This window comes from Paenibacillus sp. 32O-W (assembly GCF_007679495.1).
GTDB lineage: Bacteria > Bacillota > Bacilli > Paenibacillales > NBRC-103111 > Paenibacillus_L > Paenibacillus_L residui.
This window is the reverse complement of the sequence record NZ_VEGP01000066.1, coordinates 20,786-33,938: the sequence shown is the minus strand read 5'-3', so window position 1 is coordinate 33,938 and position 13,153 is coordinate 20,786. Positions and strand designations below refer to the sequence as shown.

Below are 13,153 nucleotides of genomic sequence, written 5' to 3'. Positions count from 1 at the left end.
AACACGTTTACATCGATAATTTTAACTCAAGCACCCCAAATTGAGCCTCAATCGCCCGGTTTATTCCGAGATCCTATTCAAAGTCTTCGAAACGGCCAATCCCGCGCATAGGCAAGACACTATTCCATTTTTGACTTCCATAGTTTCGAATGTCAATCATTTTATCAAATATTCATTAATTGTTCAGAGTTATGCGGCCCTATTCCTTCCACTAATCCGCTATCAATCTCGTTTCCCATTCGATTACGGTACCGATTGCAGACGGAATAGGGATATTGATGATGCCGGATGCGGCCACTCCCGAGGCGGATAGCAGACTTCTCTCCAGGCCGATTTCGATTCCCGATGCCTGCCCGCATTCAAGGCGATAAGTCTGGCCCGCCCAGGACAACACCAACTGCTGCCTCGAAATCTCCCTTACCCGCAAGCCTTCCCGTCCATCGTGAATCAATAGGGGCAGCCTCTGTTGAAGGGAATGGATCATTCGCTTTAAGTGCAGGCGATATCTCCAAGAAAACCCTCTGTCCAGCATAACGATTTCTTTCCGACAATCCAGAGCTTCCGTTTGCCAATGCATGCTGATTCCTGTTGCATTGACCTCTGCTTCAACGTTCTCCGCTGTATCGGGAAAGCAATACCCGCCATTCTCGTCAACCAGCAGCACCCCTTCCCATACTCCATCTGCAAAGAATCGTTGATCCCGGGCTTCGTAGGCCGGCAGTCTGGGCTCTGCCAGAGGGAGCGGGTAACCGTCCAGCCGATAATGAAAGCCTTGCATGGCCGGAGTATATTTCCAGCTGTGCATCCGCAATGTACTGGCGAAGGATTGGCCCGGCCGCTTGATGAAGGCGAACCCGCTGTGGAAATCGAGCACACGACTCTCTTCGTGTATCCTGTACCCGCCCATTTCCGGAGTAAAAAACTTCCCGCCCCGGGCAAGCCAAAGCTCCGCCAATGCGATCCCGGTCATGCCCAAATTATTATACATATTAACGTGAGTATAGGTTTCAAATCCGACTCTCAGCCCGTGAGGCAAATAATTGGGGGTGCAGCTGTAGCTGCCGTCTTCTTTGCGGAATTTCAGCCAATATTCCCACGTTTTTTTGAAAATCGGCTCATTCTTTAAATTGGTGAGACTAAGAAGGACAGTGAGCGCCCCCCAGGTAAACATCTGATGACTGCTGCGTTCCGTCATGGCCAATGTCCCATCGGAAGCCATCGCGGGGAGCATCCAATCGATCCCCCGTGCGATCACGGATTCCGCCCGGGCTTTGAATTGTGCATGAACCGGTTTCCACCGTTCGATCGCTATGAGCGTCCCGGCAAGAATAAAAACAATGAACAAATGATAAGCAATCGGCATCCCGTCAAGAGAAATCCGCTCATGGGTCAGTTCATCGTTAATGAAATGACTGGGAAGCTGGGCCATTTCAACCATAGAGAGAAGGCTTTCCAACTTAACAGCATCCGCCTCCCGGAACCCGAGGGCATCCAGAAACAGCTCCATCCCCCATTGCAGAGCCGCACAATTCGTATTGATCTGCAAGCAGTCATCCTCGTATTTTGCATAAAAACCCTCGAATTCCATCCGACAGCGTTCGCGCTCCTCCTCCGGCAGAAGCAGCAGAGACATCAAGCTGTAATGGAATAAGAAGACCCGGCAGAAAGGCGAGACCCCTTCCCGGTCCTTAAGCAGCTCGACCGATCTGCGCACCATGTCCAGGCATGCTTCCAGATCTTCTGCACGTCCCTGATTCCGGTATGCGGAAGACAGGAGAACGGCCGCATTGCCGGGAGCGTAATTTTCACTGTAATGGGTTTCGAATGGATCCAGAACCCGGTTATCTTCTTCGGTCGTCCAGGAGCGAACCACTGGAATAAACTCGGATAAAACCTGTTTCATCGAAGCATGGACCTCTCGCCAGTCGGCTATAGCAGACATGATTATTCCTCCCTATTGCACCGTACGCCATGGTTACAAGTGCATTTTTCTTTTGTAGTTTTCGACATGCGGGCGGAGATTCCTTTGAGCTAAAGAGTAATGGACAATTTTTCGACGAGGAAGATGCGAAGAGCCAATGGAGCGGCAAGAAAAAGGACAAGCTTGCCAAGCAGGCGGCAATGCAAAAAAAATAATATCAAACAGATCGCTAAACCTGTGGTAAATTGTATACAAGGGGACTCGAATTTCCAGATTAGTGCATTATTCAATAGAGGCAACGATGTCTCCAAAACCCCCAATCCATTAAAAGCAAGGAGGAAAATGACAATGAATCCTGTTCTTGAACCGTACACTGTTCTGGAAATGACGGGAAGCCATAGATTAAAGCGACTGCTTTAAGTAATAGGTGAACGTACCTCCCTTAAAAAGCTCTTTTTCTTCGAAATCTTATAGGACAACCAGATCGCAATAAGAAGGTGGAGTAGAAATGAAGAACATAGGAAAATGGATTACCTGCTGGTTCACCCTTTGCCTGACGGCATTCATGCTGTATCCCGGAGGCTCAGCAGCCCAGGCAGAGCAAATTACAATCAAGATTAATGGACAACCCGTTTCTTTTCCTGACATGGGGCCGGCCCGGATAGACGGCAGAGTACTAGTGCCAATCCGACCGGTGATGGAAGCTATGGGTGCCAAGGTGAAATGGAATAATGAGAGCCGGTCCGCAGAGGTTGCATTGAATGAGACCTCTGTAATGATCATGCTGAATTCCCGATATATTCAAAGCTCGATGCAAGGGGAAGCGGTCTCCCTTGTGGCTCAATTGGATGTGCCGGCCATGCTGCTGGAAGAACGAACGATGATTCCTCTCCGGGCAAGTGGAGAGCTGCTTGGTTATACCGTAAACTGGGACGAGTCCACCTTGACCGCGGAGCTGACGCCGAATGGAACGGAAGCCACAGCTTTCTCCTTCCCCAGCTATCCGGCGAAGGGAGATATTAAACAGATGAAGGAAGCCGAGCTGGATGCCTTCTTCCTGACGAACGGCGTCAGAACCAAGCATGGAGCATCGTTCCCCCTTGGGCTTCACGTGGAATTAAGCAAGGTCGCAAGGGAGAAATCCAAGGATATGAGCGACAACGGATATTTCGATCATACTTCTCCTTCCTATGGGAGTCCCTTTGATATGATGAGGTCGTTCGGCTTGAAGTTTCAGAGTGCCGGCGAAAATATAGCCATGGGCTACCCGTCAACGGAAGAGGTCATTTGGGGTTGGGAGCAGAGTCCCGGTCATCTGATCAATATCGTTTCGGAAGATTTCGAATATGTTGGCATTGGCAGCCACGAAGGCTCAAGCAGCACTTATTGGACTCAGCAATTCATGCATGAATTTGGCCATTAGAAGGAAAAAAATCCCGAGTCAGAACGGACTGACCGGGATTTTCGTTTATGATTCATCCGGAAAATATTCTTTTTGCAGTGCTTCCAGCTCCGCCAAGCATTTCTGCGAGAAACGGATCGTTCTATCCAAAGCGGCCATATCCGCTCTCAGCGCATCTTTCAAAGAAGATTCGTAATCAGGGACTGTGCCGGAATAGGGCTGGATAGTATCTATCGGCATCAATGCGATTTCCTGGTCGGCCAGAGCCCTTCTTTGATGAAAATACGAAACATCGGGACTCATCGGATGATGCAAATTGCCCTGCATAGGATGCTTAAGCACGGCTAGAACTTGAACAGCCGCTTTGGTCCCCTGCGGATTCCAGTCGATAATCTTGCCGATATACCGGCCCGTTTTATAATCCGCCTGCACAATTTCTCCAATCGGATAAACCTCTGCCATAAAACCATCTCCTTTCTACTTATTCCTTGGCTTGCATGAGAAACCGGTACAACGTATCTGCCGATTCGATCCGGTTCAGCCGCCGGGTACATTGCCCTTTGTCAAAAAGCAGAACGCACGGAACCGTTGCAATCCGCCATCGGCTGACCGCCATCGGGGCGAAGTTCAGGTTGCACCGGTAGACGGGCAGACCGGGCAGCGCTTCGGACGCGATCTCAAGCATTCGTCCGGCCAGCTTGCAGGTCCCGCAGAACGGGGTATACAGGAAGACGGCGAATGCATCCTCCGATGCGTTTACCTTCTGAAACCATTCCTCTTCCGTAATCTCAGTCATGATCATTCGCTCCGCTGTGTCTATCGGATTGAGAACAAGATGCGGGGGCAACGGATACCACGTTCTCACCCTGCCGCTGCTCTTCGATCGCTTGAAGCTCCCTCACAGCTTCCAGTACTTCTTCCCTTGGCAGATCGCCTTGTTGAAGCGCATCGTCCGGAAGCTCCAGGAGACGCTCATACATTGCATTTCCGAATCGGATGGCTTTCGCTTGATCCATGGCAGCATTCTCCAACCATTCAAACAGCCGGTCCTCCGCCCTGGAATAACGTCCCGTCTGCTCGTAATACAGACATATTGCCTGCAAGCAATCTTCTTCCAATGAGTAGGAGTCCAGGCGCCCCAGCAGTCCGTCGGTTTCCTCAGCCAAGTCCATATAATCGCAATGGGTAATTCCCAATCTGCGAGCCGCCAGCAGCAGCATGAGCGATTTGACATACAGCGGATATGCGGCATCCCGCCCGTATCTGCTCTCGGTCAGCTCACCGTCCTCCCGCAAGACCCGGGCTACAATCAACAGCTTGTCGGTGTCGGTCCCGTTGCCGCTGGTCAACAGCCGGATCAAATCCTGGTACGACAATGCCCGGATCAGCTTCAAGCTCATGCCGAGGGAGCGTCCCAGCCACTCCTCCATGATCGCTTCCGCCTGCTCGTGCTTCTGCTCCTTTCGCAGCCCGGCCATCCGGCCAAGCATCTGGGTCATCTGACCGATAAGCCGCATCAAATAATCTCTGTGATACACATCCGGTCCCCCTCATTATGCAGCGGTTGTCTAAAAATGTGTTGGGGCTTATTAACATCCGCGCCGTAATCGGACTCCAATTGCTCCGCCAGTAATATGAAGATGGCGGCCAATACAAGCAATAGATAGTGCATGTCAATTGGCAAAAACCGGGCAAATTGTGTAAAAGACGAGCAAAACTGCAGGTCTATCGCCGTAAAAATTGCCAAATCAGATAAATGGAGAATTCACCTGCACAATTGCATGTCTGTATCCAATTTTAACCAATTCCTTTCCAAAGACCTGTACTTTTGCAGATGTTTGTCAGCACATTAACCCGGACGGAAAGCCAACCCAGTCTCCCCGGTTCATCTGCCGCAAAGGTCATTTAATTGGCTGAGCGATTGCATAATATTCTCGATCAGACGCGGAATATCTTCTATCACTTCTTCTCCGAACTTCCTTCCGAAATCAATGGCCGTCTCATTCCGGTAATCCCGGGAGGGCTCATCGTATACGTAGGAAAGGGTTTGAGTTATACGGTATTCGGTGCCCCACAGCTCTTCCAGAATAGTCCTTATGGCGCGGCAGGCTTCTTCGTCCTTCACTCTGGAGAAGAACCGGACCGTCAGATTGCAGCCGGGCTTCATCGTTTCTATTTCCATTATCTCGGAAGCCAGATCGGCCGTGCCGGCATGCAGCTCCATTTCTGCGCTGACAACGCCATCCCGGTCCCGTTCAGTGAAACGAACAGAGTAGGAACGGGCCAGCACGGCCAAATCTACGCGGTCGCTTCGGTCTATAATTGCAATCCTTCCGGCCAAATCCCAATCATAGACGGCCCCTTCAAGGACGACTTTAATATTGTCATAAATGGTCGGGTCAAACAATTTTTCTACCTGCCTTTAATCCCGTGATTGAATTGCGTAGTCTATTCGATTATATCCGTTTACATTGCGGGAAACTGCGAGCACTACCGCCGTCCCATTGCAGCGCGAACGATTACAGCGCCTTCTCGACATCGGACAACAGAACGGGGTCCTCCGGGCCCGTCCGGCTGTCGTAGCGAGCCAGCAGTTGGCCATCGCGCGAAATAAGGAATTTCTCGAAATTCCACTTCACTTCTTCGCCGGACTCTGAAGCGTCCGTAAGCCATTGATAGAGCGGATGCTTCTGCTCTCCTATCGCATGTACCTTCTCCATTACTTCGAAGGTTACATCGTATCTCGTCCGGCAGAAGGTCATGATTTCCTCCATCGTTCCGGGCTCCTGTCCGCCAAAATCGTTGGAAGGGAAGGCCAGCACGGTTAAACCGCGGTCCTTGTATTCCCGATGCAGCTTCTCAAGCCCTTCATACTGCGGTGTAAAACCGCATTGAGACGCCACATTGACAAGAAGCAGCACCTTTCCTTTATACTCCGCCATCTTTACAGGCTGTCCGTCCGCTCTATTCACAGTCAGATCATAAATACTCTCTTTCATATAGAATCCCTCCTGAAGGTTTATGTAATATCATCCATACTTGCAGAATTACTGTTTTCCCTATTATACCAGCAACAAACCGTCGAATCTAATCCGGGCAAAACATAAAAATACATAAGAAAATCCGTTAAGAATAGTTGATGATCGCCACCAAAACCATTAAAATGGTGACAAAAACGTAGAAGACAAGGAAGGGATACGACAATGACGGACTCCACCCAATCCGAAAATCCGCAGCAACCGAAAAAAATCAGCTTGGCGGATGCCGTACGCAATAAGCTCGCTCAGAAGAAGCAGGCCCAGAGCCAGAGCAACAAAAACTTCGGCCCGCAAGAAAATCAGGTCCTGAAGAGCCAAATGACCAAGAAAGTCAACAATCAGCGGCGGCGGACCGGAGGCAGTTAATGTTCCCCGAAAGTTAGATAATCAAACCGGGGGGCGTGACGTGAAGAGTGCCAATCAGTACTTTTCACGTCATTTTTTTGTGCAGGATGAGTATGAGCCCTGTAAAATCCACCTACTGTGACGTATGCAGGGGAAAGCCACACGTCGCATCCGGGTCGGTAAATACATCGCAAAGACGAGCAAAAATACATTAAAATCGCGCCTTTTTCCAAAAAGAGGGTGAAAGACGCTCAAATGTGCCGGTCTTTTCGGCAAAATGCGGCCATTTCGCAAAAATCGCTCCAAAGACCTGCATTATCGCTTTAGAATAGGGCACTACGCGGCTTTTTCCAGAAAAGACCTGCAGTTTTGATTGTCTTTTACACCATCCGGTGGACAACCGAGGCTGTCTCATAAGTCGATTTATGATTTTTCAAGCCCAACCTAGAGTTAAAGTTGGCTGCTAAAAAAGGACCCCGTTCCCACTCACAGTGGGATTTGAGGTCCTTTTTTCTTCCCCGTTTAGCCCTTCCTACCGGGACCACCCGGTCGTGCCTATTATACGCCCAGAAGCTGCTCCCTCTGTTTTTTCACATCGGGATGATCCAGGTACTCATCATAAGTCATCTGCTTATCGATCAGGCCATTAGGCGTTATTTCGATAATGCGGTTCGCGATCGTCTGAATGAATTGATGGTCGTGGGATACGAAAATAAGCGTCCCGTCAAAATCAATCAGGCCGTTGTTTAACGCGGTGATCGACTCCAAATCCAAGTGGTTGGTCGGCTCATCCATCAGAAGAACGTTGGCCCCCGACAGCATCATCTTGGAGAACATGCAGCGCACCTTCTCTCCTCCGGACAGTACGCTCGATTTCTTCAACGCCTCTTCCCCGGAGAAAAGCATCCTTCCAAGGAATCCGCGGATGAAAGACTCGTCCTGCTCCTTGGAAAACTGTCTAAGCCAATCGACCAAGGTCAGGTCGTTCTCGAAATAGCGGGCGTTATCCTTCGGAAAATACGCCTGGGTAGTGGTGACCCCCCAAGTATAGCTTCCTTCATCCGCTTCCATTTCTCCCATCAAAATTTGGAACAGCGCCGTCTTGGCATTGCCGTAGGGTCCGACTAAAGCGATTTTGTCCCCTTTATTAACGACAAAGCTAACTTTGTTCAACAGCTTCTCGCCATCGACCTGCTTCGAAATGCTGTCCACGGTCAACAGCTGCTTGCCTGCTTCCCGCTCCGGCTTGAAATGGATGTACGGGTATTTACGGGAAGACGGCTTGATGTCATCCAGCGTCAGCTTCTCCAGCAGCTTCTTCCGGGAGGTCGCCTGCTTCGATTTCGAAGCGTTGGCGCTAAAGCGCTGGATAAAAGCTTCCAGCTCCTTCCGCTTTTCCTCCACCTTCTTATTCGCTTCTTTGGCCAGCTTCAGAGCGAGCTGACTGGATTCATACCAGAAGTCATAGTTTCCGACATACATCTGAATTTTACCGAAATCAATATCGGCGATATGCGTACAAACCTCATTCAGAAAATGCCTGTCATGGGATACGACAATAACGGTGCCTTCATAGCCGTCCAGGAAATTCTGCAGCCAGCGGATCGACTCGAGATCCAGATGGTTGGTCGGCTCATCCAGCAGCAAAATATTCGGCCGTCCGAACAAAGCCTGAGCCAGGAGTACGCGAACCTTCTCGTTCCCGCTTAGCTCCTTCATCTTCTGATCGTGCAGCTCCTTGGGTATCCCGAGACCCATAAGCAATTCAGCGGCATCCGATTCGGCTTCCCAGCCGTTCAATTCCTGAAACTCGCCTTCAAGCTCGGCCGCCCTCATCCCGTCCTCGTCGGAGAAATCTGGCTTGGCATACAGAGCATCCTTCTCTTCCATAATTTCGTACAGCCGGATATGCCCCATGATGACCGTCTTTAACACTTCAAATTCATCATATTCGAAATGGTTCTGCTTCAAAACAGCGAGTCGTTCGCCCGGCGTTATATGAACTTCTCCGTTCGTAGGCTCGATCTCTCCCGACAATATTTTAAGAAAGGTCGATTTGCCCGCGCCGTTAGCGCCGATCAACCCGTAGCAGTTCCCTGGAGTAAATTTAATATTAACGTCTTCAAAAAGTGCCCGGCTGCCGAAGCGCAGCCCTAAATTACTTGTGCTGATCATTTATAGGAACCCCCTTCGCAAGGATCATTCTTATTCCGCAACAGCCTTCCTGTCCCAATCCGAAAATATAGGGCGAAGGCCGCAACTTCTATCATAACATAAGAGGACGGTTTAAGCTCACTTTCTTTTTTCCTGCTCGATCTGCTCCACCAGCTCGGAAAGCTCCGCCCAGCGGTTCATCGCCCTCTCCAGCTCCTCCGATGCGATTCGCTCCTCTTCATAAAGCGACTGGACCTGAGTAAAATCACTTCCGGCCCCGGAGATTTTCTCCTGAAGCTGCTGAACCCGCTCCTCCAGTTCCGCAATAACCTCTTCAATTTCCTCCCATTCCTTCTGCTCCTTATAAGAGAGCTTTCGTGGGCGGTTAGAGTAAGAATCGGCCGACCTGCGGTTGTCGCCGGAACGGAGTGACTCTTCCGGCAGCCTTTTCTTCTCCGCTTCCTCTTCTCTGGCTTCTTCCCGCTTCAAGGATAAATAATCGGAATAACTGCCTTCGAAGGTTCGGATACGGCCTTCCCCTTCGAAAGCAAACAGCCGATCTGCTGTCCGGTCAAGGAAATAGCGGTCATGAGAGACCGTTACGACCACTCCGGGGAAGCTGTCCAAATAATCTTCCAGAACGGTCAATGTCTCGACGTCCAGATCATTGGTCGGCTCATCCAGCAGCAGAACATTCGGCTCCCCCATCAAGGTCCGCAGCAAATACAGCCGTCTGCGTTCCCCTCCCGACAGCTTGCCAATGCGGTTCCATTGGGCGGCCGGCGGGAAGAGGAATCGTTCCAGCATCTGTGCTGCGGAAATTGTCTGACCGTCTTGGGTGCGAATCATCTCCGCCCCTTCTTTAATGTAATCGATCACGCGCATCTGTTCGTCCATGTCCTGGCTTTCCTGGGTATAGTACGCCAGCTTGACGGTTTGTCCGATTTCGATCCGTCCTTCATCCGGCTGCATCCGGCCGGCCAACAGTTGGAGCAAGGTCGTTTTGCCGCTGCCATTCCGGCCAATGATTCCGATGCGATCCTTAGGCAGCATGATGTAGCTGAAATCTGAAATCAAGATTCGCCCGCCGAAAGCTTTCGACAGGTGCTCGATCTCAATGATTTTCTTGCCCAATCTGGAGGCGGAAACCGATAGATCCAGTGACTCCGCTTGTGCTCCGGGCCCCCTCTCCTTAAGCTCCTCCACCCGCTGAACACGAGCCTTCTGTTTCGTCGTTCTCGCTCTGGCTCCTCTTCTGAGCCAGGCTAATTCCCGGCGAAGCAGATTCTGTCTCTTGGCCTCGCTTGAAGCCTCCTGCTCCTCCCGCTCCGCCTTCTTCTCCAGAAAGACGCCGTAGTTTCCTTCGTAGCTGTACAGTTGGCCTCTGCTGATTTCGAAAATTCTGTCGGTAACACGGTCAAGAAAATAGCGGTCATGGGTGACAAGCAGCAGGGCCCCTCTGTATTTGGACAAATGCTCTTCCAGCCATTCCACCGTATCGTTATCAATATGGTTCGTCGGCTCGTCCAGAATAAGCAGATCGGCGGGTTGGATCAATGCGGCAGCCAAAGCCACCCTTTTGCGCTGGCCTCCCGACAATAGAGCGGCCGGTTTATCGAATTCGAAAATTCCCAATCGGGTCAAAATGGTTTTGGCCTGTGTTCCCGCTTCCCATGCATCCGCTGCATCCATCTTGCCCTGCGCCTGAAACAGCCGGCGTTGAGCGGCCTCATCCTCGGGGCTGCGCTCCAGATCGAGTAAGGCCGACTCGTATTCCCGGACGGCCTGCATGATGGGGCTGTCGCCTTTATACAAGTATTCGAGAACAGTCGTCCCTTCTTCGAAATCCGGATTTTGCGGCAAATATTCGACACGGAATTGCCGCGAATGAATGACCTCGCCTTGATCCGCGGTCTCCAAGCCCGCCACGATTTTCAGCAAGGTCGATTTGCCGGTACCGTTCACCCCTATTAGGCCTATCCGCTGCTTCTCGGCAATCGAGAAGGTTATATCGTTAAACAGTATTTTATCGCCATAGCTTTTGGATAAATGCTCTGCTGTTAAAATGTTCATTATCGGTCAACTCCCGGCTTCGTCCGTTATATAAGCAGCCAATAAAGCTGTCGTATTCCACAACGCCTTCTCATGAGTTCTTTCTACCGCATGGGAAGCCTGAACTCCGGGGCCGACCAGAGCAGCCCGGATGTTGCTGCCGCCGCGCAGCGCAGCAGATGCATCGGAGCCGTAGAAGGGATACAGATCGACGGCAAAATCTAGTTTGTCACGTTCGGCCAAACGAATCAGCTTCGAGGTCATTTCATAGTCATAGGGACCGGTCGAATCCTTGGCGCAGATGGACACGTCCTTCTCCGTACAGGCCAAATCGTCCCCGATGGCCCCCATATCGACAGCGATTAGTTCCCGAATATCTTCCGGGATATAGGAAGAGCCGTGGCCGACCTCTTCATAGACGGAAATGAAGATTTTAACTGTTCTTGGCAGCTCTATGTTTCTCGCAACAATCCATTCCAACAATCCGAACAGGCAGGCTACTCCCGCTTTATCATCCAAGTGCCTGGACTTGATCCATCCGTTAGGCAGAAAACGGGTTCGGGGATCAAAGGAAACATAGTCTCCCGCCCGAATGCCCAGCGCTTCCACATCTGCCCTGTTGGCGACTTCCTCATCCAGCCGGATCTCCATATTTGCCTCTTCGCGCTTCAAATCCCGGGCATCCGGATAAACGTGAACGGAAGGACTGGTCGTTAGAATGGTGCCCGAGTACTGTCTCCCGTCACGAGTATGTACCGTACAGTACTCTCCTTCAATGGAGCTCATTGCAAAACCGCCTACGGGGGATAAGCGGAGACGCCCGGAATCTTTGACGGATCGGACCATCGCCCCCAAGGTATCCACGTGAGCCGTCAGCCCGATCGGCGGCCCGCTGCGGCCTCGGACCGTGATGACTCCCCCGCCCTTGGGCAGCGGCTCGAACTGGCCGCCTAGCTTCAAAGCTTCTTGAGCGATCAGTTCCATGGCTTCCTTGCAGTAACCGCTCGGACTTGGAATAGACAGCAGACGCCGCAGAAAATCCAGCACATAGTCACGGTTGATTTGATCCATCATTGAAATCCCTCCTGGAATATGGAATACATTGTTCGCGAAATGTTAATATAACGGGTAAAAACAGCGCGAAGTGGTTACAGTTATTGTGGTAAAATGATTGAACAGCCAGCATTGATTTATGGCCTTAAGGCCGATAACGGAAGGAGGACTAAGCTATGTCGGAAACACTTCCCCCTAAAACTTGTTCAATAGACCGTTTGATCACCGTTGAGGAAGATATTCAAAAAGTGCTGAACGGCACAAAATCCGCACAAAGGCGAAACGGACGCTACGCCGATCCGGGAGAGATTATGGAGCTGAACGGCCGTTCCTTCGAAGTCTATAATGTCTACAGGCAATCTCTGGGCGAACTGACCGATGCCCAAGCTCAAGCGGAAGGCTTCGAGAGTCTGGAAGCATACAAGCAATATATTTTGTCCATGCATCCAGGAATGCCCTGGTCAGCGAATATGAAAGTATGGGTACATGAATTCCGCCCCATCGCTTAAGCTTCTGACAACTTATGGCCGTCAGCCCGGCGAACCTGCTATTTCAACTTTGCAGTGTAGTTCCATTTAGGATACTACACTGTTTTACTGTATTTTTCAAACGTTCCGGAGGATAAACCGAATGTATTCGTTGTTGTTGTATGTACATATATTAAGTGCTGTTGCTTCCATCGGCCCTTTCCTGATTCTCTTCCCGCTGCTGCCCAAAATGCGCCGGGCTACGCAAGAGAGCCTTTCTCACTATGTGCCCATGTTTAAATATGCCGTGCGTCTGTGCAAGCATGCCGGACATGTGCTTGTCATATCAGGGGCTCTTCTTATTTGGATCACTCACTGGACATGGCTGACCTCTTGGGTAGTGATGACGCTGGTTGTCATGTTCGGCTCGTTGTTTTTTATCGCCCGTGCCTTCTCTCCCGCCCTGCGCAAAATTATGGAGCCCGAAGCGGATAAGGAAGCTCTGACCGCGAAGCTGCGGTTGAACCTGATCCTATATCTCATTCTCATGCTGCTTATGATGTGGTTCATGGTCGCCAAACCCGAGCTGTGGTAATAGGACCCCAGGAATCACATGATTGGGCCTCGCTTATCGGTTATTGAAAATTATTGCAATATCCGACGGGGCCTCAACTCTCTTTTCTCCCCGCCCTTCTGACAGCTATCCCTTTGACTCAGTTTC

Annotated in this window: 14 protein-coding genes; 5 read left to right on the top strand and 9 right to left on the bottom strand. The window is 50.8% G+C overall.

Going from position 1 to position 13,153, the window contains the following annotated elements; all coding sequences use genetic code 11:
• Positions 1–211 precede the first annotated feature (211 nt).
• On the bottom strand, positions 212–1,942 hold the full coding sequence (locus tag FS806_RS20725; protein WP_144940429.1) for a hypothetical protein: 1,731 nt from the start codon (positions 1,940–1,942) through the stop codon (positions 212–214).
• Positions 1,943–1,971: 29 nt separating this feature from the next.
• On the opposite strand from FS806_RS20725, the gene FS806_RS26350 reads away from it, so the two are divergent.
• Complete coding sequence (locus tag FS806_RS26350; protein ID WP_222126736.1) at positions 1,972–2,136, top strand: hypothetical protein; 165 nt, start codon at positions 1,972–1,974, stop codon at positions 2,134–2,136.
• Between the two features lie 293 nt (positions 2,137–2,429).
• Positions 2,430–3,344 carry a stalk domain-containing protein gene (locus FS806_RS26855; protein WP_260982195.1) on the top strand — a complete coding sequence of 305 codons (915 nt, stop codon included), beginning with the start codon at positions 2,430–2,432 and terminating at the stop codon, positions 3,342–3,344.
• 45 nt (positions 3,345–3,389) lie between these two features.
• Here the strand turns inward: FS806_RS26855 and kapB are convergent, their stop codons facing one another.
• From kapB to FS806_RS20695, 5 genes are all read right to left on the bottom strand, one after another.
• Entirely contained in the window at positions 3,390–3,785 is a 396-nt protein-coding gene (kapB, locus tag FS806_RS20715; RefSeq protein ID WP_144940427.1) for a sporulation phosphorelay system protein KapB, read from the bottom strand.
• Positions 3,786–3,804: 19 nt separating this feature from the next.
• On the bottom strand, positions 3,805–4,119 hold the full coding sequence (locus tag FS806_RS20710) for a thioredoxin family protein (protein WP_186328464.1): 315 nt from the start codon (positions 4,117–4,119) through the stop codon (positions 3,805–3,807).
• Positions 4,112–4,861: a DUF6483 family protein gene (locus tag FS806_RS20705; protein ID WP_144940423.1), complete on the bottom strand. Its 750-nt coding sequence runs from the start codon at positions 4,859–4,861 to the stop codon at positions 4,112–4,114. Before FS806_RS20705 ends, FS806_RS20710 begins: the two co-directional genes overlap by 8 nt.
• A gap of 347 nt (positions 4,862–5,208) precedes the next feature.
• A complete protein-coding gene (locus FS806_RS20700; RefSeq protein ID WP_144940421.1) occupies positions 5,209–5,730 on the bottom strand; it encodes a hypothetical protein in 522 nt (173 codons plus the stop codon).
• Between the two features lie 112 nt (positions 5,731–5,842).
• The gene (locus FS806_RS20695) at positions 5,843–6,322 is read right to left on the bottom strand and encodes a glutathione peroxidase (protein ID WP_144940419.1); all 480 of its coding nucleotides are present in this window, start codon (positions 6,320–6,322) and stop codon (positions 5,843–5,845) included.
• 204 nt (positions 6,323–6,526) lie between these two features.
• On the opposite strand from FS806_RS20695, the gene FS806_RS20690 reads away from it, so the two are divergent.
• The gene (locus FS806_RS20690; RefSeq protein WP_144940417.1) at positions 6,527–6,727 is read left to right on the top strand and encodes a hypothetical protein; all 201 of its coding nucleotides are present in this window, start codon (positions 6,527–6,529) and stop codon (positions 6,725–6,727) included.
• Positions 6,728–7,264: 537 nt separating this feature from the next.
• Here FS806_RS20690 and FS806_RS20685 read toward each other — a convergent pair.
• From FS806_RS20685 to FS806_RS20675, 3 genes are all read right to left on the bottom strand, one after another.
• Complete coding sequence (locus tag FS806_RS20685; RefSeq protein ID WP_144940415.1) at positions 7,265–8,881, bottom strand: ABC-F family ATP-binding cassette domain-containing protein; 1,617 nt, start codon at positions 8,879–8,881, stop codon at positions 7,265–7,267.
• Positions 8,882–8,998: 117 nt separating this feature from the next.
• On the bottom strand, positions 8,999–10,933 hold the full coding sequence (locus tag FS806_RS20680) for an ABC-F family ATP-binding cassette domain-containing protein (RefSeq protein WP_144940412.1): 1,935 nt from the start codon (positions 10,931–10,933) through the stop codon (positions 8,999–9,001).
• Positions 10,934–10,939: 6 nt separating this feature from the next.
• A complete protein-coding gene (locus tag FS806_RS20675; protein WP_144940410.1) occupies positions 10,940–11,986 on the bottom strand; it encodes a M42 family metallopeptidase in 1,047 nt (348 codons plus the stop codon).
• A 155-nt stretch (positions 11,987–12,141) separates the two neighbouring features.
• On the opposite strand from FS806_RS20675, the gene FS806_RS20670 reads away from it, so the two are divergent.
• Both FS806_RS20670 and FS806_RS20665 read left to right on the top strand, forming a co-directional pair.
• Positions 12,142–12,474, top strand: coding sequence for an ASCH domain-containing protein (locus FS806_RS20670; RefSeq protein WP_144940408.1), 333 nt, complete (start codon positions 12,142–12,144; stop codon positions 12,472–12,474).
• Between the two features lie 121 nt (positions 12,475–12,595).
• The gene (locus FS806_RS20665) at positions 12,596–13,027 is read left to right on the top strand and encodes a hypothetical protein (RefSeq protein ID WP_186328463.1); all 432 of its coding nucleotides are present in this window, start codon (positions 12,596–12,598) and stop codon (positions 13,025–13,027) included.
• Positions 13,028–13,153 lie beyond the last annotated feature (126 nt).